At 52.3% G+C, this 22,596-nt stretch carries 19 protein-coding genes and 1 pseudogene; 9 read left to right on the top strand and 11 right to left on the bottom strand.

Going from position 1 to position 22,596, the window contains the following annotated elements; genetic code table 11:
• Nucleotides 1-99 precede the first annotated feature (99 nt).
• From MKX70_RS32375 to MKX70_RS32365, 3 genes are read left to right on the top strand one after another with little or no spacing between them, the layout of a single operon-like run.
• The gene (locus MKX70_RS32375; protein WP_340841557.1) at nt 100-606 is read left to right on the top strand and encodes a metallophosphoesterase family protein; all 507 of its coding nucleotides are present in this window, start codon (nt 100-102) and stop codon (nt 604-606) included.
• A gap of 29 nt (nt 607-635) precedes the next feature.
• Nucleotides 636-1,097, top strand: a complete 462-nt coding sequence (locus tag MKX70_RS32370; protein ID WP_340841556.1) for a GNAT family N-acetyltransferase — start codon at nt 636-638, stop codon at nt 1,095-1,097.
• 22 nt (nt 1,098-1,119) lie between these two features.
• Nucleotides 1,120-1,830, top strand: a complete 711-nt coding sequence (locus MKX70_RS32365) for an HAD family hydrolase (protein ID WP_340841554.1) — start codon at nt 1,120-1,122, stop codon at nt 1,828-1,830.
• A gap of 75 nt (nt 1,831-1,905) precedes the next feature.
• On the opposite strand, the gene MKX70_RS32360 is transcribed toward MKX70_RS32365, so the two are convergent.
• Entirely contained in the window at nt 1,906-3,021 is a 1,116-nt protein-coding gene (locus tag MKX70_RS32360) for an FAD:protein FMN transferase (RefSeq protein ID WP_042233338.1), read from the bottom strand.
• Between the two features lie 244 nt (nt 3,022-3,265).
• On the opposite strand from MKX70_RS32360, the gene MKX70_RS32355 reads away from it, so the two are divergent.
• Together MKX70_RS32355 and MKX70_RS32350 are read left to right on the top strand one after the other, a co-directional pair.
• On the top strand, nt 3,266-3,838 hold the full coding sequence (locus MKX70_RS32355; RefSeq protein ID WP_042233340.1) for a TetR/AcrR family transcriptional regulator: 573 nt from the start codon (nt 3,266-3,268) through the stop codon (nt 3,836-3,838).
• A gap of 126 nt (nt 3,839-3,964) precedes the next feature.
• Nucleotides 3,965-5,680, top strand: a complete 1,716-nt coding sequence (locus tag MKX70_RS32350) for an SGNH/GDSL hydrolase family protein (RefSeq protein ID WP_042241752.1) — start codon at nt 3,965-3,967, stop codon at nt 5,678-5,680.
• Nucleotides 5,681-6,150: 470 nt separating this feature from the next.
• On the opposite strand, the gene MKX70_RS32345 is transcribed toward MKX70_RS32350, so the two are convergent.
• A complete protein-coding gene (locus tag MKX70_RS32345) occupies nt 6,151-7,083 on the bottom strand; it encodes a glycosyltransferase family 2 protein (protein ID WP_042134449.1) in 933 nt (310 codons plus the stop codon).
• 258 nt (nt 7,084-7,341) lie between these two features.
• On the opposite strand from MKX70_RS32345, the gene MKX70_RS32340 reads away from it, so the two are divergent.
• Nucleotides 7,342-8,625 (top strand): glycosyltransferase family 4 protein, encoded by a 1,284-nt coding sequence (locus MKX70_RS32340; protein WP_042233342.1) that lies wholly within the window; start codon nt 7,342-7,344, stop codon nt 8,623-8,625.
• A 372-nt stretch (nt 8,626-8,997) separates the two neighbouring features.
• Nucleotides 8,998-9,720 (top strand): DsbA family oxidoreductase, encoded by a 723-nt coding sequence (locus tag MKX70_RS32335; protein ID WP_340789637.1) that lies wholly within the window; start codon nt 8,998-9,000, stop codon nt 9,718-9,720.
• A gap of 96 nt (nt 9,721-9,816) precedes the next feature.
• Here the strand turns inward: MKX70_RS32335 and MKX70_RS32330 are convergent.
• The 9 genes and pseudogenes from MKX70_RS32330 to MKX70_RS32295 all read right to left on the bottom strand — a co-directional run.
• Nucleotides 9,817-11,406: pseudogene (locus MKX70_RS32330) on the bottom strand (oleate hydratase); the annotation flags it as partial.
• Between the two features lie 192 nt (nt 11,407-11,598).
• Nucleotides 11,599-12,168, bottom strand: a complete 570-nt coding sequence (locus tag MKX70_RS32325; protein WP_042241755.1) for a TetR-like C-terminal domain-containing protein — start codon at nt 12,166-12,168, stop codon at nt 11,599-11,601.
• Between the two features lie 60 nt (nt 12,169-12,228).
• Complete coding sequence (locus MKX70_RS32320; RefSeq protein WP_042233348.1) at nt 12,229-12,624, bottom strand: hypothetical protein; 396 nt, start codon at nt 12,622-12,624, stop codon at nt 12,229-12,231.
• Nucleotides 12,625-12,647: 23 nt separating this feature from the next.
• Nucleotides 12,648-13,172, bottom strand: coding sequence for a hypothetical protein (locus MKX70_RS32315; protein ID WP_340790253.1), 525 nt, complete (start codon nt 13,170-13,172; stop codon nt 12,648-12,650).
• 138 nt (nt 13,173-13,310) lie between these two features.
• The gene (locus MKX70_RS32310) at nt 13,311-14,363 is read right to left on the bottom strand and encodes an RluA family pseudouridine synthase (RefSeq protein WP_081956398.1); all 1,053 of its coding nucleotides are present in this window, start codon (nt 14,361-14,363) and stop codon (nt 13,311-13,313) included.
• An 82-nt stretch (nt 14,364-14,445) separates the two neighbouring features.
• The gene (locus MKX70_RS33520; RefSeq protein WP_042233353.1) at nt 14,446-14,640 is read right to left on the bottom strand and encodes a CLC_0170 family protein; all 195 of its coding nucleotides are present in this window, start codon (nt 14,638-14,640) and stop codon (nt 14,446-14,448) included.
• A 37-nt stretch (nt 14,641-14,677) separates the two neighbouring features.
• Nucleotides 14,678-15,901, bottom strand: coding sequence for a Ger(x)C family spore germination protein (locus MKX70_RS32305; RefSeq protein ID WP_042233355.1), 1,224 nt, complete (start codon nt 15,899-15,901; stop codon nt 14,678-14,680).
• Nucleotides 15,898-16,995 (bottom strand): GerAB/ArcD/ProY family transporter, encoded by a 1,098-nt coding sequence (locus MKX70_RS32300; RefSeq protein ID WP_042233357.1) that lies wholly within the window; start codon nt 16,993-16,995, stop codon nt 15,898-15,900. Before MKX70_RS32300 ends, MKX70_RS32305 begins: the two co-directional genes overlap by 4 nt.
• On the bottom strand, nt 16,988-18,592 hold the full coding sequence (locus MKX70_RS32295) for a spore germination protein (protein WP_231637793.1): 1,605 nt from the start codon (nt 18,590-18,592) through the stop codon (nt 16,988-16,990). Before MKX70_RS32295 ends, MKX70_RS32300 begins: the two co-directional genes overlap by 8 nt.
• A 187-nt stretch (nt 18,593-18,779) precedes the next feature.
• Here MKX70_RS32295 and recQ point away from each other — a divergent pair, with 187 nt between their 5' ends.
• Nucleotides 18,780-20,606 (top strand): DNA helicase RecQ, encoded by a 1,827-nt coding sequence (recQ, locus tag MKX70_RS32290; RefSeq protein WP_042233360.1) that lies wholly within the window; start codon nt 18,780-18,782, stop codon nt 20,604-20,606.
• Nucleotides 20,607-20,621: 15 nt separating this feature from the next.
• On the top strand, nt 20,622-22,595 hold the full coding sequence (locus MKX70_RS32285; RefSeq protein WP_340789627.1) for a B12-binding domain-containing radical SAM protein: 1,974 nt from the start codon (nt 20,622-20,624) through the stop codon (nt 22,593-22,595).
• The last annotated feature ends 1 nt before the right edge of the window (nt 22,596 follow it).

Below are 22,596 nucleotides of genomic sequence, written 5' to 3'. Positions count from 1 at the left end.
TACTTCCAGTATCTCGGGTCATCTTTGAACACTTGGAATTAGGATGGAAATTTACCGGGGTGCCGGCAGGAGGACTATAAGAATTAGGAGCTGAAGCAGATGAAGATTGGAGTAGTATCGGATACACATCTCTCAAGCAGGGCCAAGGGACTGCCCTCCGTGCTTATGGAAGAATTCAGCAAGGTGGATATGATTCTGCATCTGGGCGATTGGGTATCGCTGGAGATCTACGATCTGCTGGCCGGGCTTGCTCCGGTAGAGGGAATTGCCGGCAATAACGATGGATATGAGATCATTCAGCGCTTCGGCGAGAGCAAGATCGTTACGCTGGAGGGCATGCGTATAGGAATGATTCACGGACATGCGCCGTATTCCCGCAAGGGGACGGATGGAAATGCGCTGCTGGCCTTTGAAGGCCAGGAGGTGGACTGTATTCTCTTCGGCCATTCCCATCAGCCGCTGATGCGCCGGGAGAACGGTATTCTGCTGTTCAACCCCGGATCACCTACGGACAAGCGCCGGGAGAAGCAGTATTCCTTCGGCCTGATGGACATTGAAGACGGTAAAATCACGGCCCGTCATGTCTTTTATGACTCCAAGGAATAAAGGAAGCAGGGGAGAAGGAGGGAAGAGCTGTGTTGAAATTTCGTTTTGAACGGGCAGGGCTTGAGGATGTGGAGGAGCTTGTTCCACTATTCGATGAATATCGCAGCTATTACGGCCAAGCCTCTGACCTGGAAGCAGCACGGGAATTTCTGAAGAAGAGGCTGTCCAATGAGGAATCTGTAATTTTTATAGCAGCAGCCGGTGAGGGTGCGGACAAGCGGACGTATGGAATGGCGCAGCTGTACCCTTCCTTCTCCTCCATTACAGTTCAGCCTGTATGGATTCTGAACGATCTGTTTGTGACGTCGGAGCAGCGCGGGCATGGACTTGGCTCACTGCTGCTTGAAGGCGTGCGCGGATTTGCGCAGGGTACTGGTGCGAAGGGACTGACGCTTTCAACGATGACGCATAATACCGGCGCACAGCGTCTGTATGAAGCCCAAGGCTACATCCGGGACGAGAGTTTTTTCACTTATCATTTATATTTCTAAAGATATAGTTAGGGGAGTTTACGTGGAGACAAGCAATAAGCTGGCCGTGTTTTTTGATCTGGATGATACGTTGTACGACCATTTGGTGCCTTTCCGGGAAGCGGTGCGCGAGGTGCTGGCGCCAGATGAAGACAAGCTGGATTATGCGGAGCTGTTCTACACCGTACGGCATCACAGTGACCTGCTGTGGCCGAAATATCTGCGCGGGGAGCTTGAACTGGAGGAGACCCGGGTGATGCGGCTGGAGCTGGCTTTTGCCGAATATGGCCTGCCCTTGAACCGGGAGCAGGCAGCCAGAGTTCAGGCCTCCTATATTGCCCGCCAGTACACGATCGAGATGATCGAAGGCGTGGCGGAGCAGCTTAAGCGCTTCATTGCCCTGGGTCATCCGGTAGGCATTATCACCAACGGACCGCTGAGGCATCAGATGGGCAAGCTGCGCGGGCTGGGTATAGATAAGATCATTCCGCCGGAGATGATCTTCATCTCGGATGCTGTGGGTCTGGCTAAGCCCGACCCGGCCATCTTCGCCCATGTCAATAAGATGACGGGAACTGCACCTGAGAACAGCCTCTATGTAGGCGATACATGGGCTAACGATGTGGTTGGTGCGCTTGCGGCAGGCTGGAAGGTATGCTGGTACAACCCGCGCGGCCGGCAGCCGGGTGGGGATCACAGGCCAAGCTATATTTTCACCAATTATAAGGAGTTCAGCGAGCTGCCGCTGGTATGACAAAAAGGTGCCCTCCCCCAAAGGAAGGCACCTTTTCTGCTTACATACGATGCTGTACATCCACACTGCGCGGTATTAATCAGCGAAGCTGTACGTAGGATCGGTCAGATTCAGCCGTTCTCTCAGCGAAGAGGTGGCATGAATCTTATTGTCGTCTGTGATGAAGAAGGCATCGATCTTCTCCGGGAGTGCTTCAAGATACTTCATGCCGTCTTCGAGACCCATCAGGAATACACCGGTTGACAAGGCATCCGCATCTGTTGCGTTCGGACTCATAATGGTAATGCTCTTAAGCCCGTTCTGGGAAGGGAAGCCCGTACGCGGGTCAAGAATATGATGGTAACGCACACCGTCCTGCATGAAGAAGCGTTCGTATACCCCGGATGCGTCAATAACCTCGTCCGAGATTTTGATGGTACCCAGCTGGGTACCTCGGCTCTGATCGGGGTCCTGCAGGCCGATATTCCAAGGCGAGCCGTTCGGCTTGTTGCCAAGCGCAATAATACTGCTGCCGCCGAGATTGATCATCGCACTGTCCAGGCCTTGCGCCTTGAGGTAGTCGGCGATCCGGTCAGCGGCATACCCTTTGCCGATCCCGCCCATATCCAGTACCATGCCTTCTTTAGCCAGCTTGACCGTCTTCGCGGCATCATCCACAATAACATCCTTGTAATTGGTCAGGCTGCGGGCTTTATCAATCGCTGCCTGATCGGGAACATGCTCTCCGCCTTCACCGATTGCCCAGAGGTCAACGAGCGGTCCAACAGTCGGATCATATAGCCCGTCCATTTCTTCGGCATATTTGAGGGAAAGCTTCACGATATCCAGCGTTTCGTCGGATACGGCTACGGCTTCTTTACCGGCTGCCTGATTCACAGCGTATAATTCCCCATTCTCCTTGGTGCGGCTGAACTCGATGTCCATCCGTTCCAGCATCGCCTGAATATCATCCATATTCTTCTGCTCTACAGTATTACCGAAGACCTTGATATTCACGACCGTATCATAAATATAAAACGTCTGTTCCAGGGACTTCGTATCGCCATCCTTCGTGACCGTTGCACCGCCGGGGGGTTCAGTAGTCGTGCTGTCTTTTCCATTGTTGCCCACCAATAGCCAGATGCCCACAGCTGCGACGATAACAATGACGAGAGCAGCCAGAATAACGCCAGATTTCTTGTTCTTAAACATATTCCACCATCCATAAAGTTAGTTTCTTGATCACATCTTTATTATCATACCCCAGAAAGAATGGCAAGGGATACTAATTTCATGACATTTTGTGCAGAAGAGCAGCTTGCAGAACGGAAGCGGATTGAAACTTTTATCAAAAAGTTGTCTTCTTGCCGGTGACATGATAAATTGATTGTGACTTGGTGACCAAAAATAAAATTTAGTCAATTTATGGTCGTACAGGAAGAAGGGAGTTTTACCTATGTCCATTGACCGCAAGGCGTTGATCCTGCAGGCAGCGACCCTGTCATTTGTACAATTTGGCTATAAAGCTACGACTATGGATCAGGTATCCAGAATCGCTAATGTGGGCAAAGGCACAATCTATACTTTTTTCAAAACCAAAGAAGAGCTGTTTGAGGAAATTCTGGACAAGGCTTCGCAGGAATTAATGTCTGTGATGAACCGTGTAGCGGCGGAACAAACGACCTTTGTGCATAACTTGCTTAATCTGCTGGACTCCATTCTGGAATTCCGGTCCGATCATGAGCTATTTGTGAAGCTCGCCCAGGAGGTGCGGGACATCGGGACAGCCCAGGCGCTGGAAGGGGTTAAGCGGATGGAGGCATACGCGCTTGATTTCTTGAAACAGCAGATTGAGGAAGCCATCGGCAGCGGTGAAGTGAAGCCCTGCGATTCCAGTGTTGCGGCATTTATGATTCTGCGAATGTACCTGGCGCTCACCACGGAATGGAACAAATCCCATGAGCCGCTGGACAAAAACAAGATTAAAGAGCATATGATCCTGTTCATTTCGACGGGGATTCTGCTATAGTGTGGGTGGGCTTTTCCCGGATGAGGGGAGTCCGCCCCACGTCTATAATGAGAGCGTCTTCATATATACCGGAAAGCGAGGCTGATCCAAGTGAAGGGCAATAACAATGATTCTACCGGCGGCAGAATGGAAGGTCCGGCGGCACCCAAAGATCCGGAGGACAGAAGAGGCGGCTTCTTCGTAATGTTCGAAACAGCGATAGAGGCGACAGCCAGAGCGGAGGGCAGTCCATCCCAGGAAGTGTATCTGGAAGGCAATTATCTGACGGATAAGGCAAGATACATAGGCGGGATTACGGATGAGGGGATGCTGGCGCTTCTGACCACCTGGGCCGGGTTCCGTGAGCTGGTGCATAGCATCGGGGTGTCCGTGAAGACCGGGACAGGCAGTGAAGGGGGAAAGGTCTCCTTTCTTATGCAGAACTGGGGCGGAAGCAGCAAGTATGAGACAGGAACGCAACTGCGTGTCCCCTGTCCGGGGGACGGGACGGAGGTATTGCTGAAGCTGGAGGAGGCCATGTGGTCCGGGGACGATATAAGTCCCGGTAAATTCGCTTTTGAATTTAGCCGTGAAGGAGAGCTGGCAACGGCGAGTATTATTTTCTATTTGAATGACGGCTATACTGCGCCTGAAGTTGCAATGGAAGCTCCGGTTGCCTTCGGTTCGCTGGAATACCGCGCAATGATTGCTAAATCTCTGCTGCATTCGGGCAATAATTACCGGCTCAGAACAGCTATAGACAAAGCAATTAAGGGTGAGGATGTCACTATTGCTTATATTGGAGGGTCCATCACCCAAGGTGCAGGGGCTAAGCCGATCCACACCGGTTGTTATGCCTACCAATCTTATTTGCAGTTCAAGGAGCTGTTCGGTAAGGACGGTGGAGAGAATATCCATTATGTGAAAGCCGGAGTGGGCGGGACGCCTTCTGAGCTTGGAGTGATCCGTTATGAAAGAGATATTCTGCGGGAGGGTGCGGTAACGCCGGATATTGTGGTGGTGGAATTTGCAGTGAATGACGAGGGCGATGAAACGAAGGGCAATTGCTTCGAGAGCCTTTGTCTAAAAATTCTGTCTGATCCGGCCCGGCCTGCCGTGATTCTGCTGTTCAGTGTGTTTGTGAATGACTGGAACCTTCAGGAACGGCTCGCTCCTGTGGGCAGGCACTATAACCTCCCGATGGTCAGCATCAAAGATGCGGTAACCGGACAGTTCCGTTTGAGCAAGACTGAGGGGAATGTCATATCGAAACGGCAATTTTTCTACGATATTTATCATCCTGCGAATGACGGGCACCGGGTTATGGCTGACTGTCTGGGTTATTTATTCTCCGAGACCTGCCGGTCGCTCCGGGACGAAGAGGATATTACAACCGCTAAACGGCCGGTTCTCGGAAATGATTACGCGAATATACGGCTGCTAGACCGCAAGAGCCTGAGCGATCTCAGCGATGTCCGGGTGGAAGCTGGCGGCTTCAGGGCAACCGACACGGATTTGCAGCGGGTAGAGCTAGATGCCGATCCCTTCGGCACCCCGGAATTTCCGCATAACTGGCAGCATACGGCAGCATCCGGTGAGGAAGGCTTCAGGCTGACCATCACCAGCAGCAATCTGATCCTCGTATACAAGGATTCGGGCAGCCCTGATTTTGGCAGAGCAGATATCTTCGTCGATGGCAGCCTTGTACTGACTGCTGATCCGCATGTGAACAGCTGGACGCACTGTAATCCGGTCATTCTGTACCAGAATGAGCAGAGTCAGGAGCATGTCATTGAGATCCGCATGGCGCCGGAAGATAAGGACAAATGCTTTACGGTACTGGGCTTCGGTTATACTGCTTGATGGTTTAAGAACCAGCACACAACAGGACTGAAGAAGTGAGTTCATTCAGACAATGCAGCGACTTATGTATTCAGTCCATGTGGAAATTGAGTGATAGTTGTATTATGTACAATTAAAACCTGCGAAAAGGGTTGCTGCCTTCTTATAACTGCAGTTTGTACAACTAAATCCGCCCGATCGGACAGAACCCTCTACAACCGGCATTTTAATTGTACGAAATACAACTAAACGGAGAATGGGGTGTAAATTAGACGATTTAGTTGTATAAAGTACAATTAAGCATGCCGGATATCCCATATTCCGTTCACTGCAAAGGTACGTAGGGGATTTTGGAACTGTAGGAGCGATAGCGGACGCCTTTGTCACCGGATTCCCACCGCGAACAGCGGTACAATTCATTCACCGCAGCTACTTCCTCGCTTAAATGGGGGAATCTTTAGTTCAATCTATATAGGTTAAATCTGGCGCTGCTAGTCCAGCATAAATTCCCTGTATTTATCCTTACGGGGGTTCAGTACGAAGAGAATTCCGCTGGCATAGCCCGAGACGGCATTGAAATTCCGCTTGAGGGTAGCTTTGCCGGTTAAATAGGTCAGTGTCCACAGCAAAGCGGCATAATTCTTCACCGGTGCCTTGCGCAGATTAAGCAAATAATAATGATTTACTGCAGTAGCCCGGGCCACCCGGCCAGCCTTGTCGCGGGAGCTGGGAGATTCATGATGCATGATCTTCATCTCCGGGTTGATGACAAGCTTGCCGTATCTGCTGGCCAGATGGCACATATAGATATCGTCAGCCACCGCATAGCTGGTCATCCAGGGGTAAGGCTTCATATCCTGCAGCGCCGACGTCCGGAAGGACATATTGCAGCCATGGAAGAAATCCGTCTCAAAAATATTCTCGGTCTCCCCCCACAGCAGCAGGGAGCCTGCCAGTGTGCTTGCCGACAGCCGGCCGGGTGAAGCCGACATCTGGCAGGTCAGCCTGCCGAGCAGTTTGCCGGACTTGCTGCTGGAGAGGCCCTTGGCGATGCCGCCAACTCCGGCAATGGACGGGTCCGAAGCGTAAGTGTCCAGCATCCGGCGGATGTAGAGCGGATCATCCAGCTCGGCATCGTCATCGAAGCTGAGCAGAATTTCACCGTCGATAAGACCCAGGGCTTCATAGCGGGAGAGCCAGACGCCGGGTTTGGTTTTGCGGTAATAGCGCAGCTCGGCTTGAGGCATACGGCCCAGTACCTTGCGGAAATACTCCAGCACTTTCTCCTCAATCTCGCCGTCATCCACAATCAGCAGTTCAATTGAAACATCCTCCAGCTCTGTCTGCCTGCCGATGGATTCAATGCACAGGGTCAGATCGCTGATCCGGTTGCGTGTAGGAATTACTATAGACAGATCATGCATACCGCTGACTCCTCCCGGGACGTCCTAGACCGTCCGCTTTAATTTTAGATTACAATGCACCGAAAGTACGTGTTGATCTAATTTTACTCCCCCTTTTGTAGGCCGTATATACCACTTTGGTTTACTTTTATTTAGTACAGTTGCGCTTATAATAGAATTAATTTCAGAATGTATATGCTTTCAAAACCTAAGCGGTGCTTCCGAAATGAGCTCTGTTCGAGTTATACAGGGTGTAAAAAAATTTTAGGAGGGGACGTTATGCATGTCGGGATCTTTATGCATACCAATTACTTTGAAGATTTCTTCGTAAAGGGTCTGGGTCTCAGTGAAGAGGAATATGTACATTCGTATCATAACGATTTTTCTTTCGACTATGCGCGTCTTCTGCAAACCAAGGGGATCCGCACGACCATTTATAATTTCACCAGAATTGGGAGTGAGGTCCGCACCTATCAGCACGGAATCGTGGATTGTACGATTAAGTTTATCCCGGTGGGCATGCTGTATAAATGGTATTCCGTCATTCCCTTGTCCCACCGGACACCGATCGGCAAATTCGTATCACAATATATATCCACGATTCAGAGAGACCTGTGTGATATTCTGCGGGGAGACGGAATCAGCCTGATTTATGCCCAGGAATATGCTTCCGGACGGTTTGAGCGGCTGGCTGCCGCTGCGAAGAAGCTGAGCATCCCGATCATTGCCGCTTACCACGGGGGCAGCATCCATAAGTGGATTCTGCCGATCAAGAAGCATACGCTTCATAAGGCAGCATTCATGACTACGCTTAACGAAGATGAGCAGAACAGCATGGTGCGCCACTTTCCGCATCTGGAGGGGCGGATCCGGCTGCTGCCGAATTTCGTGAATTCGGCGATCTTTTACCAGCGGGATAAGGATGAAGCAATAGCTGCGTTGGGGCTGGACCCCGGCTACAGATATATTATTACCGTTGGACGGCTGTTTGAGCATCAGAAAGGCCATTCGCTGCTGGTGCAGGCCATGGAGCAGCTGAAGCAGTACCCTGACCTTAGAATATTGGTTGCCGGCGGCGGTCCGGATGAACAGAATCTGAAGAATATGATCCGGGCCAAGGGGCTGGAGGACCGCTTCATCATGCTCGGTACAATCCGCAACAAGGATATGCTGGCCAGCTATTACAGCGTCTCTGAGCTGTTTGTGCTGCCTTCGCGGTATGAAGGATTGCCGCTGGTTATCCTGGAAGCGGGGGCCTGCGGTCTTCCAACCGTTGCTTTTAATGTGATGGGGGTCAGAGGTCTGGTACGCCACGGGGAGAGCGGACTGCTCGCTGAAGGGCTTGATCCGGCTAAACTTGCTGCATCCCTGGATCAGCTGCTCGGCAATCCTGAACTGTGCCGGGAGATGGGGGCAGCAGCGCTGCAGATTGTCCGCTCTGATTATTCGGAAGAGATTATCGGAGCCAGACTCTACAATCTGCTTCAGGAGAGCTTAGGGCTTGATCCGTCCGCACCGCTCTTTGGTGACGGGTATGCTCCAGAGTTAACGTCTCCCTTGTAAACCGCTGTCTTATTGTTGTGCCGTTGTGACTGAGGCCGCTGCTGCTGGAATACGGCCGATGGTCACTCCTCTAATTGGCGAACCCGTTGCAGATCTGATGCTCTGCGACTACATAGAAGCCGATAGCTGCTGTATGCCTGCATAGAAGCCGATGGCGGCTATACAGGCATACAGCAGCTTGTTGCGGAACGGGGCGATTTTGGGATAGCTGCCGCATATATCAACAGACCCGCCGTAAGCAAGCATCCAATCTGCGGATGGCAGAAAGTTTGTTTGTAATTTTCGGTTTTTAACTATATAATAGTAAGTGACATGTAAGACTCGTCAATTGTAGTACAGCGTTACATCCAATACATTTCAGGAGGAATTCCCATGAGAATAGATATATGGTCCGATTATGCCTGCCCGTTCTGTTATATCGGCAAAAGACGGCTGGAGCACGCCCTGAGCCAGTTCCCGGACCGTGACAAAGTGGAGGTCGTATTCCGCAGCTTCCAGCTCGATCCGAATGCGCGCACCGACGAAACGAGAGATATTCACGACATTCTGGCTGCCAAATATGGCATGACCCGTGACAAGGCTAAAGCTACGAACGCACAGCTTGCCGAACAAGCGCAGGGTGTGGGTCTTGAGTTCAACTTTGATACGGTCCAGTCGACCAATACGTTTGACGGTCACCGCTTAAGCCATTTCGCGGCTACAAAGGGTAAAGCCCAGCAAATGACCGAACGGCTGCTGCGCGCGTATTTCACTGACTCGCTGAACCTCGGTGACCGCAAGGTACTGGCTGAGCTGGCCGCTGAAGTCGGCTTGGATCAGGCTGAAACGGCTGCGGTGCTGGAGAGTGACGCTTATGCTGATCAGGTGAATGCAGATATTGATGCAGCCCGGCTGCTGAATATCACCGGCGTGCCGTTCTTCGTCTTCAACAATAAGTATGCGGTGTCCGGCGCGCAGCCGGGTCCGGTATTCACCGAAGTCCTGGATACCGTCTGGGCCGAAGAGCAGAATACCCCTGTGCTCCAGGTAGTCGGCAAGCCACAGGCGAAGGCAGAGGATGCTGACGGCTGTGATGATGGCTCCTGCAGCATCTGATTCCGTTTAGGCAGACTACACACAAATACCCCGCTGTATGGATTTTCTCCATGCAGCGGGGTATTTCTTTTACCTATTTCGGGCCATATAACAGTACTATCTGAACGAAGTCACAAGGCTCGATAACAGCGTGCGCACATCATGCTGGTATTCCTTAATCGGCTCAACCGGACGGCCCATGCCGAACAGTGTGTAGACAGCGATTCGGGCCGCCCTGACGGAATATTCTTCCGTGAAGACCACATCATCCGGGATTTCACAGTATTGGCCGACAAAGGCCAGGTTAGTGGAGCCTTCAGGTACAACCTGCGGCCGGTCGCTGTTCAGCCGTGGCATAAACTGGGAAGTGATATAAGGCATCATGCATGGAATGCAGTTCGCTGTAGCCATGATCTCTTCCTTATGCGCTTCGAAATGGAGATGGCCAATCAGCTCCTGCATGATCTCTTCGCCGGTACAGTCACACATTTTCTTGTGGACATAATCACCGACCTTATCCGGATACAGTCCGTAACCCCAGAATACTTTGACATGCTCCGGCTGGTTGCGGAAATGCGGCTGGAAGGCCAATACAACGGACATCAGCCAGCTGGAATCCTTGAAGGTCACTAGTGCCCCAGTGCCGGCACGGTTGCGGGTGAAGTCTTCCATGAGGTCGAAGAACTTCGAGTCCTGGAAGGTAACCGTGAAGGATTCCCATTTGGACTCGTCCACATGATCGTCGAAGGACGAAGGATTGCCGAGACCCTGCTTCTTGGCGGCGATATTCTCCCACAGCTTCCAGGAGCTGCCCTTGCCGTTCAGGCGGGGTGCGGAGGTCATCGATCCGAGGCTGGAGCCTTCGGTCATCGAGCCGTTGGTGATAATGACACGGTCACCTTCGTTTACCTCGATCACGTCTTCCACGCCTTGGCGGGAGACCTTCATTTTCGTAACGGTAATGCCGTCGCCTTCTTTGAATTCCAGATCGGTTACCGTACATCTTAACGTGAAATCTACGCCAAACGGTTCCAAGTACTGGTGCAGCGGCAGAATAATCGAATCATATTGATTGTAAGGGGTGCGGGTTACGCCTTCGAGCGTCTGAATTCTCGGGAATTCATGAATGAAGCGGATCATATACCGTTTCAGCTCAACCGCACTATGCCAAGGCTGGAAGGCGAAGGTAGTCGCCCACATATACCAGAAGTTGGTGGTGAAGAAATGTGGCCCGAACCAGTCATTAATCCGCGCTTTGCCCATTTTGGCCTCCGGAGTAATGATCAGCTTGCCGAGGGCCAGGCGGTCAGCCATATCGAAGCCCATTGAATTGACGTCCTGAATCTCACCCTTGCTGTCGACCAGGCGCGCCTTGGAGCGGGTGGGATTGGCATCATCGAACTGGGTGATTTCTTCCCGCAGCGTCAGCCCCGGCTGGTCAATCGATGGAATCGTATTTAGAAGTTCCCATAGGTTCTCATAGGTTTCGTCGTTCAGCATCCGGCCGCCCCGGATCACATAGCCGTGCTCCTCATTGCCTGAGCCGTCATTGCTGCCGCCGAGGATCTTCATCTCTTCAATAATGTGAATGTTCTGTCCGGGAAAACCACAGTCTCTGACGAGGTATGCCGCACCCGCAAGTGATGCAATTCCGCCGCCGACAAAATACACCTGTTCGTTACCGTACTCTTTTTTCACTGATTGTCGCCTCCATAGGTTTGCTTGATTGCTGTACCTGAACCGAGTGTAATATAGCGCCGCTGTGGAAGGTATCATCAAAAGTCCGCGAGTGTATGAAATTTGGTCATATCGTGCAAAGTGTATAGTTTTTGGACAGAAAAAAACCCCACAATGTGGGGCTTTGGCTTCGCTGCTTACCCGGGTAAGCAGCCCGGAGGGTTACGACGTCGCCTGTTCATATTTATGCAGCGCCTTCAGGAAATTTCCCTCGATCAGCACACTGAGCTTCTCAATCACATGCTTCGGCTGATCCTTCATGCCGTCGCGCATCCACTGAATCACAAGCCCGGTGAAGGCCAGCGTATAGAAGTTAGCGATAAATTGCTTATCCTCCAGCCTGATATCCATTCCCGTGGCCAGCTCGTCAATGACTCCCATGATCAGATCATTAGTTACTTCATACAAGTAGGCGTCGAGATGTGTCCGTCCAAGCGAGTCCAGCGTGTTGCAGCAGAAGGCTTTATTGCTCTCGATATAGCAGAAAATCCGGTGAAAGCCGTCCGTCCACGTGCTGTAGCTGCGGTACTGGGCAATGCTCTCGACCGCCTCAGTCTTATAGATCCAGCCCAGGAGGTCAAAGATATCCTGAAAATGATAATAAAAGGTCTGCCGGTTCACTCCGCAGTCGTCAACCAGATGCCTGACGGAGATTTTGTTCAGCGGAATATGTGCCATCAGCTCTTTCAGGGAGTGGGCGAGCGCATTTTTGGTCAGCAAGGAATTGGACATCAGGGTCATCAGCTCCTCTTGTAAACCTGTATAAGGGTAGAGTCCGGCCAGCAGAAGGCATCAGCGTCTGCGCAAATATTGAACAAGCAGCCGGCTGCCTTCCACAAGCAAACCCAGGACGAAACCACCCGCCGTGAACAGGAGAAAAGACAAAAAGCCCGCAAGATCCTCCCAGCCTGACATATCGCGGGAAGTGTACATGAACATCAGGCTGATCCCGAGCACAACACCTGCGGTCGAGAATATCCACACCAGCCGGGCACCATACCAGCCGAAGCTGTTAATAATGCCGGAGAGCACGATGGCAAGAGCAGCCCAGCGCAGTAAGATCAGAAGATCGAAACCCTCGCCGAGCAGCACGAACCGGTGCAGAATCAGCAGCAGCCACACAATCAGCGCATAACTGACATACCACCAGAGCCAGCGGCCTATCCGGGCAGGAGGCAGAAAGTTCATAAGCAGTTCACCCGCCTTAAGAATTATACCTCCTCCAGTTCCCCGGCGCTTTGCAGCAGGAACTTCAGAAGGTTCGGAATATCTTCCATTTGTTCTTCAGTAATTTGTCGCTTGAACTGCAGTTCTATGCAGTTATTGTAGGTATCGCCTTCTTGACCGTACCGGAAGCTGAGGGATTGGACAGGCTGGAAATCCGGCCCCCAGATCGTAGACAGAATCTTCTCCGCCGCAGGACACTGCACGTTCACATCGTCAATCTCCATATAAAATCGTAATAGAAGAGTGCAGCCGGGATCGCTCCCCGTTGTTTCCAGAATTTCGTCACCCAGATCCTTCACCGAAGACTGCAGTATAATTTCGGAGGTTACATTATTGCCTTCAGTCAATTTGAACGCAAGACTGAATTCCCGTGACATCAGCGCGAGGTTCAGCATATCCGACCGATCCGTCACGACGAGGATTCCATCCAGATTATCGTAATCGTAGATCTGGTTCTCAAAAGCAATTTTAATATTGTCAAAGACAGTAGGATGGAACAAGAGCGGCACCTTCTCACGTTTCTCTGTATTGTACCATGACGCAGAAAAAAGTGACAAAGAATGCGGATGAATCGAAGAATCCCTGCAATGACAAATGAGAGGCATAAATGCCTCTCATTTGCCCTTCAAAGAAATTAGCCGGCTTGTTTAGTTCGTCGGCGCAGGTGCAGTATACTTCAGGAATGTCTTTGGAATCGGACTCTCGAAGGTCAAGATTTCTCCCGTAGTCGGATGAGCGAACGAGAGAACGCGGGCATGCAGTCCGAGACGGCCTACGGCTTTGGTCTCTGCGCCGTATTTCTTGTCACCGGCAATCGGATGCCCGATATCCGCCATGTGCACACGGATCTGATTCTTACGGCCGGTCTCCAGATGCACTTCCAGCAGGGAGAAATGGCGGTTGGCCTGGAGCAGCTTATAACGGGTTACGGCATGCAGCCCGTCCCCTTCATGCGGACTGGAGTACATCTTCAGCGTTGAAGTTTCCTTCAGCCATGAACTGATAGTGCCTTCCGGTTTCTTGACTGCGCCTTCCACCAGCGCCACGTAGGAACGTTCCTTGACGGTCTCCTTCCAGCTGTTCTGCAGGGACTGCTGAATCGCCTCGCTTTTGGCAAACATCATGACTCCTGAGGTATCACGGTCCAGCCGGTGTACCACAAAGACGCGGTTCTTCGGATTCGTCAGGCGCACATGCTCCATCAATTGGCGGTAAGCTGTCAGTTCATTGTCTTCTCCGGTAGCAATCGACAGCAGTCCGGCATCCTTCTGAATGACGATGATATCATCATCCTCATGAACGATGGTCAGGCCGAGCATTTCTTTGGCTTCTGCATGCCTCTCCTGATCAATTGTCACGGTCTGGCCGGGGTGGAGCTGATGATTATGCTGGGTCACCGGCTTGCCGTTCACCGATATCTGTCCCCGGGACAGCATCGACTTGACTGCATTCCGTCCCTTGTTCGTAATCGTCTTAAGCAGATAAGGCAGCAGCTCTGCGGGCTCGGACACCGTATAGGACTTTATCTGAGCTGGTGTTTTAGATATTGTTTTGGCAGGTGCTCCCGGCCTTGCTCCCGGTTTATGATTAGAGGTCTTGTTCCCCTGATTTCTGGTTCCTGATTTAGGCTGGGCCTTGGAGGCTGCTGCGGGCTTCACGGACCGCTTGGAACCCTCTTTCGGATTTCTTCTTGTATTCATGCCTGCATTCTCCGTCCTGTAAGATTGTACTCCTCAATATACCATGCACTGTGAAGAAATACTACGGAGAGCGCGGGGATAACTAGACATAAATCATCAGCCCGATAAGAATAAATACGCTGAGAATACAGTAGATCCATCCCATAACAGCAGCGTATTTTTTCTCCCGGAACCAGCCTCTGTCTTTATATATCCTGGAATCTACAGTCAGCATCAGCAGCGCGGAGACAAACAGAATGATCGAGGAACAGGTGAGTAACCGGATTATGCAGATCAACCCTCTCTAAAGTGAAAATATTGTACATTCGCGATTTTTACTGATCTTTAAGTCCGACTCTCCGGAGGCGCAGAGACAATTTGATATCGACCTCCACAGTGCTGTACATCATTTCCCAATCGTCTTTTCCATGGATATGCTGCTTCCAGAATGAAGGATGTTTGCTTCGGATCATTTCACCCATACCAAAGATATCGGAATGATCCTTTTGCGTTTTTTGAATCAATCCGGTCAGCAGCTTGCTGATCCCTTCTTCGAAATCCCGTTCAATCTCATGCAGATTGGCCGATGAATTGACCGGTTTGTCACTATTGTAGTGCTCATCCAAATCCCCTTCCAGAAAAATCTCATAGGAGACATGGGGCTTGCCCTCCGTGATTCGGCTCCTGACCCGGGTAAAGCGTTCATTTGTCTTGGTCATAACGACTCCCAGATTCTTCGTTTTGAAGAGGGCAGAGTACCCCCCGGGGTCTATTCCCTGGATGGCCATGAATACGCCGATCTCAATCGGTACGGTCCTGCTGACCATTTTTCCGCCGCTGAAATAAGCCAGGCCTTTGATCATAATATTATCTTTATCACGGAGTGCGATATAGGGAAGGTAAGCACTTTGTCCCCATGCGGAATGTGCTGACCAGAACGTGCCGATACAATCCCGGGGGAACTTGCCGGAGGCGACGGATTTCTCCATCATGGCCAAAATGTAGAGCGTAGGCACACGTTGAAGCGGGGGCTCCAGATCCATAAATGCTGAAGCCGGCCCTTCGGACACAAGCAGCCAGGTTCTGCGCCGGATCTCCGGATTACGCCTTAGATAATCGTTCAGCTCATTGAAATTGCCCCGGGCGATACCCTCGCTGATGATAATGATCCGCAAATGAACCAGGTAACGCGGGTCAGCAATTTGCTGCTGCAGATTATTCATAGCGTCGTCCAGTGAAATGCCGTATACATGTACCACCCATAGCGGATTTGAGCTTCCTTCACTAGATCCGCCTCCGCTGCTCGGCCCAAGAGGAACCCTTCCGGGAACTGCAATCTGTGCCGTAACACTGATGTATTCTGCAGGTAAAGAATCATTATCCATATGAGTGACCTTATCTTCTTTTTCTGCCACTTCCGCTTTGACCTTGTCGATGGAGAGGCCAAGCACAAGCGCGCGGTCTTCAATCTCTACCTGATCCCAGCATCCCGCCAGAAGCGGAGCGATAAAAACCAGCAGCAGGGTCAGTGCAGAATTGCGAAGAAGCCATTTACTCATGCGGGAACCTTCTTTCTTGGAAGCCGGATCAAGTGCGCAAGCCATAGTAGCAGCGGATAGCCAATCAGCAGAACCATTACGGCATTCCCGAGCTGCAGAGACCAATAATAAGTGTCAAATACATTCGTAGGAAACATGGATATGGCAAACACCACCGGGAGCAGGACACTGGAAGCCATACGCTGGTCGCGGAGAGCGAACAGATTCTGTATAAGGTAAGCAGATACGTAATACGTAGTGTAGACCGTTGTGTAGACGGAAATGACCCAAAGAACTATAAAGATGGCATCCAGCCGTTCAAAGACTCCTTGCTCAAAGGCTGCATTCCGGGCCATCTCCAAAGTGGGATAGATCAGCAGCTTGCTCTCCTCAGCACCGAATATTCCCAGTGAGGTGATAACGATCAGCAGATAAATGGCACCGGACGTGAAGATTGCCAGTGCTCCTGCCCGTACGGCCTGCTTAGGCTTCACCATAAAGGGAATCAGCAGTGTGATTACGAATGAGCTCTGAAACAAATAGCTGGCGATCTGTGCCCCTTTCCAAAACTTGTGATTCAGGGGCATAAGAATAGGCTGAAGATTAAGCAAAGTAATATTGTCCATTGAGATCAGAATCATGATTACGATAGAGCCGACAATCAGCGGTAAATAAAAGGCATGGATATAAGAAAATTTCACAATATTGCGCCTGGAGGAGAGCAGGCATACGAACAGCAGCAGAAAAATGGTGGCCTCAATGGGTGTCTTCCGGTAGAGCACGGTTGTGGCGATATCGCCGAACTGGCGGGCAGTAAGGCCCGTCTGTATAACGAACACCAGCATAATCACAGCAGTGAACAATACAGCGAACGGACGGCCGATCAAACGGCGGCTGAACACAAACAGAGTTTCTTTGGGGTAAAGCTGGCATAGAGAGGTAAGCACATAGTAGATTAAAAAGGAGATGATCACACCTGTGAGCGCGATAAAAGGCCCACTGTTATCCCCTGCTGCGATCATAAAACGGGGGAAACTCTGTATTCCTACGCCGATAATCGTGCTACAGATGACGGCTGCCGCCCGAGCTGTTGTGATCTGCCTGAAATTACTCATCGGTCTCACCTTCCTGACTGAGGATCTGATCTACATAAGCGGAGGAAACACTGCCAGCTATCCTGGTGTTATCCTTGGCATGCAGGAAGCTGGGGCGGCGGCGCATCCACCACAGAGGAACTCTGACCAGAGTGTCCTTAAGGTCACGCCACTTCCCCGGGACGTAAGGCGACATGTATGGAACTCCGAAGGATTCCAGAAACAGCAGATGATTCACAATAAGGATCGTGCCGATCATTACACCATACAGGCCGAACATCCCAGCCAGTATTATTAGAGGAAACCTAAGCATCCGCAGTGCGATTGCGGCATTATACGCCGGTGTGGCAAAAGAGCCGATTGTCGTAAGCGCGACAATGACGACCGTGATCGGGCTGGCCAGCCCGGCACCCACGGCGGCCTGGCCGATGACAAGGACGCCTACAATAGATAAAGCTCCGCCGATCATTTGCGGGAGGCGGATGGTGGCTTCACGCAGCACTTCCATGGATACCTCCATGATCAGCACTTCCAGTACAGCCGGGAAAGGGACACCGGCTCTTCCGCCCGAGATGGCCACGGCGAACTCTGTAGGCATTAATTCGGGGTTAAACGAGATTACAGAAACATAGAACGCCGGGAAAAAAAGGGAACAGGCTAAAGCGATCAGACGGATCATACGGATCAGGCTGCCCATAATGAAACGCTCTGTGTAATCATCTACCGTCTGAAAGAACTGGTTGAACAGAGCAGGGACGATCACAGCAAAGGGAGAACCGTCGACAAGCATGGCAACCCGCCCTTCCAGCAGAGCGGCAACCGTCTTGTCGGGCCGCTCTGTGCATTGTACCTGCGGGAACGGAGACAGCGGCTGGTCTTCGATGAACTGCTCAATATATCCGGCATCAAGAATGCCGTCGGTATCAATCATTGAGATTCTGCGCATCGCTTCAGCAACGAGCCCGCTGTCGGCAATGCTCTCGATATAACATAATGCCACCCTCGACTGGGTACGTGTTCCGATCGGGCTGATTTCGATCCGGAAATCCGTGCTCTGAAGCCGGTAGCGCAGCAGGGAGAGGTTATTCTCCAGCTTCTCCACGTAACCTTCACGGGGGCCGCGGATGACCTGCTCGGTCTGCGGCTGCTCCACGCCGCGCATGTCAATCTGGCGCATATCGAGTACGAGGGCTTCGGGCACTCCCTCTATCAGCAGAATTAGCTCACCCTTCACGGCCGCGTCAGGCAGCACAGAAATGTCTGTAGTGGTGGTTCCTTGTGTTACCTGGACGGCTGTGCTCCAGATATAATGGATCATGCCGGCAATAGAATCCGGAATATCCTGATGCCCGGAGGGCCCGGCCATTAAGGGTTTAAGGACATGCTCGCGCACCTGCTCCATATTAACCAGTGAAGAGAAGAAGAGCATTGCGGCCTGGTGAGCTCCGAAGAGCTGGAAGTCGCGGACTACGAGGTCGCCGTTGTCGCCGAGCCGTGCCTGCAGCGCTTGTAAATCGGCCTGCAGATTTCCTGTAAGCGGACTTTTGTCAGGCTCTGGAGGAGAAGCTTGCTGCTGCTTGTGCATATAAGAGGTATATATATCTTTCCAGGCTTGCAAGTGGCCGCCTCCTCAGCAGTACAATTTGAATGTATTTCTATAAAGTGTTGCTTGAACGCGTGATTTTTATGTAAATTTTATGTAACAGGCCCAAAAGGAGTGCTATGATATCTGCTTCAAGCGGTTGCCTAAGTACCCTGTTGCCCGGTAAACTAAAGGTAGAAAGTCTTAAGGAGTCAGAAGAGATATGAAGATGCAAGGATCACTAATGGAACAAGCGCAGGCTGAACTGCAAAAATATTACGGTTATCCTGATTTCCGGGAAGGCCAGAAGAAAATTGTGAACAACTTACTCGAAGGCCGCGACACGCTGGGCATTCTGCCTACCGGGGGCGGTAAATCGATCTGCTATCAGGTTCCTGCACTGCTACTGCCGGGACTTACACTTGTTGTATCCCCGCTGATCTCGCTGATGAAGGATCAGGTGGACGCCCTTACTACCGCCGGAATTCCTGCAGCCTATATCAACAGCACCTTAAGCGGCAAAGAAGTGAATGACCGGATCCGTGCCGCCCGCCGGGGCGAATTGAAGCTGCTCTATGTGGCGCCGGAACGTCTGGAGCTGGACTGGTTCCGCCTGGAGATGGCGGGTCTGTCCATCTCCTGCGTAGCTGTCGATGAGGCGCACTGCGTATCGCAGTGGGGCCATGATTTCCGCACCAGCTATCTGGCGGTGTCGCCGTTTGTAGAGGAGCTGCCACAGCGGCCAATCCTGGCCGCTTTCACCGCTACAGCTACACCTGAGGTTATGGAGGATATGGTCCGGCTGCTTCGTCTGCGCGATCCGGGTGTCTTCATGACTGGACTTGGCCGTGATAATCTGGCCATGCAAGTGCTGCGCGGAGAGAATAAGCGCGAATTCGTGCTGGACTACACGGCGCAGCATTCGCATCAGCCGGGCATCGTCTATGCCGCCACCCGCAAAGAGGTGGATGATCTCTATCAGCGGCTGCAGGCGACGGGAGTCGCCGCGGGCCGCTACCATGCCGGGATGAGCGACCAGGAACGGGCCGAGAGCCAGGAAGGATTCCTGTATGACGATATCCGCGTCATGGTGGCCACGAATGCTTTTGGGATGGGGATCGACAAGTCTAACGTTCGTTATGTCATTCATTACAATATGCCGAAGAATATGGAGGCTTATGTCCAGGAGGCCGGACGTGCCGGCCGCGACGGGGAGCCGAGTGACTGTATTCTGCTCTTCAGTGCGCAGGATATTATGACGCAGAAGTTCCTGATTGAGCAGAATCCGCAGGACACAGAGCGCAAAGCCAATGAATACCGCAAGCTGCAGCAGATGATTGATTACTGCTACACCACCCGCTGTCTGCGCAGTGCACAGCTGGATTATTTCGGCGAGAATCATGACGACGATCCGTGCGGCATCTGCAGCTCCTGTACCGATGAACGGCAGCTGGTAGACATGACGGTGGATGCACAGAAGATCTTCTCCTGTATCCACCGTATGCGCGAACGCTACGGGGTGGCGCTGGTGTCCTCGGTGCTGAAGGGCTCGCGCAACCAGAAGGTGCTGCAGTACGGCTTCGAGAAGCTGCCGACCCACGGGGCGATGTCGGGCCGCAGCGAGAAGGAGATTACCGAGAGCATCAATGTGCTGATCTCAGAGGGGTATCTGGCCTTGTCCGAAGGCCAGTATCCGGTCGTGCGGCTTCAGCCGCTGGCAGCAGAGGTGCTGCGCGGCCAGCGTGAGGTTCACCAGCGCGTGGCCCGCACGCTGGTCACCTCCGGCACGCGGGACCGCAGCCGGACGCGCGACCATTCACCGTCGGCCGTAAACGAGACGGTCTTCGAGCAGCTGCGTCTGATCCGCCGCGAGCTGGCGGGGCGCGAGCATGTGCCGTCCTATATCATCTTCAATGATGCGACACTGCGCGAGATGAGCGTGGTTTGCCCGCAGACTGAAGGCGAGATGCTGAGAGTGAAGGGTGTCGGCGAAGTGAAGTATCGTAAATACGGTAAGGCATTCCTGGAGTTTTTTCAAAATGAAATGTAAAGAAGGTTATAAGGCATGAGAATCATCCTGGCCACATTAAATGCCAAATATATTCATACATCGCTGGCGATCCGGCTTCTGAAGGCGTACAGCGAGCATGAATTCGAAGATATCCTTTTGGCGGAATACACCATCAAAGATCCCGTGATGAATATCGTGTCGGACCTTTTCCAGAAGCAGCCGGATGTGATCGGCTTCTCCTGTTATATCTGGAACATCGAAGAAACAGTCAAGCTGGTCTCAATTCTCAAGCAGGTGATGCCGGAGGTGAAGATCGTACTTGGGGGGCCGGAGGTGTCTTATGAGCCGCTCTACTGGATGAAACGGGAAGCCGGAATCGACTTCGTAGTCAATGGGGACGGGGAAGAGACCTTCCATCATCTGCTGCAGGAGATCCGGGATGAGCATAAATACCATTTTGTATACGGCGCTGCCTACCGCAAGGGGGAGGACCTGATCGTCAACCCGCCGCGGCCCAAAAGCGACCTTAATACCCTGCCGACGCCCCACCGGTTCGCGGAGGATCTGCCGGAGCTCAGCAAGCGCATTGTGTATTTTGAGACAAGCCGGGGGTGCCCTTTCAATTGCCAGTTCTGCCTGTCCAGCATCGAGGTAGGCGTGCGTTATTACGATATTGAACGGGTGAAATCCGATCTGCTCTATCTGATTGAAGGCGGGGCCAAGGTGATCAAATTCCTCGACCGCACCTTCAATATCAACCGCAATTACGCGATGGAGATGTTCCAGTTCCTGATCGACAATCATCAGGGCTGTGTGTTCCAATTCGAGATTACAGCGGATATTATGCGTCCGGAGGTGCTGGATTTCCTTGCGCAGAATGCGCCGCCCGGAGTTTTCCGCTTCGAGATCGGTGTGCAGTCGACCAATGATGAGACCAACGAACTGGTCAAACGCCGCCAGAACTTCACGAAGCTGTCCCGCACGGTAATGAAGATCAAGGCCAGCGGCAATATCGACCAGCATCTCGATTTGATTGCCGGACTGCCGATGGAGGATTACTCGACCTTCCGCAAGACCTTCAATGATGTATTCGCCATGGAGCCGGAGGAGCTGCAGCTAGGTTTCCTCAAAATGCTCCGCGGCACCGGGCTGCGCGCCCAGGCAGCCAAATACGATTATACGTACATGGAGCATGCGCCGTACGAAATTCTCAGCAGCCATGTAATGCCGTTCTCTGACATTATCCGGCTGAAGCGGCTGGAGGATGTGCTGGAGAAGTACTGGAACAGCCAGCGCCTGGCTCATTCGGTCAAGTATCTGATCCGCCATGTCTTCCCGTCACCGTTCGATTTCTTCCAGGAATTCGGCGACTACTGGGAAGCGCGGGGCTGGCAGAAGATCGGGCATCAGCTCGAGGATCTGTTCACCCGGCTGCATAATTTCCTCACGGACCGGGGGACGGCTTCCATGGACATGGACATCATCACCGGGCTGATGAAGCTGGATTATTTCCTCGGCCACAAGTACAAGCCGCGGAAGATCTGGTGGGATGAGGTGATGGGCAAGTCAGAGTGGGCCAAATACCTGAAGCAGATTGCCGGGCAGCCGGAGCTGATTTCGCCCAAGCTGGCCGAGGCAGGCTTAAGCGAGCGTGAATTGCAGAAGTACATCGTGCTGGATGTGCTGCCGTTCGTGCTTGCGCCGGTGCTGGATTCGATCAGCGGGCTGCGTTTTGACGGCTTGGCTGGTGCTGAAGGTGAGGCGGCAGAGAATGCGACGGTTGCCGTGGCTGGCTATGAAGGCAGCGACAAAGCCGAAGGAGGCATGTCCGGCAGCTTGACTACGGCCGGGACGGCAGCTACGGTGGCTCCGGCAGCACTGCTGCAAGCTGCAGTAGCTGTGGCCGGGGACACAGTACCGGCCGTGGCGGATGCGCATCCCGGTTCCAGCGGCGGCAGTACGCTGCTGATTGTGCTCTATCAGCAGGATGAGAGCCAGCGGGCGCAGTATTACGCGCTGCCTATATAGA

The sequence above is a fragment of the Paenibacillus sp. FSL R7-0312 genome (assembly GCF_038004445.1).
Lineage (GTDB): Bacteria > Bacillota > Bacilli > Paenibacillales > Paenibacillaceae > Paenibacillus_AQ.
The sequence above is the reverse complement of the archived record's forward strand: the minus strand, read 5'-3'. Positions and strand labels throughout refer to the sequence as shown.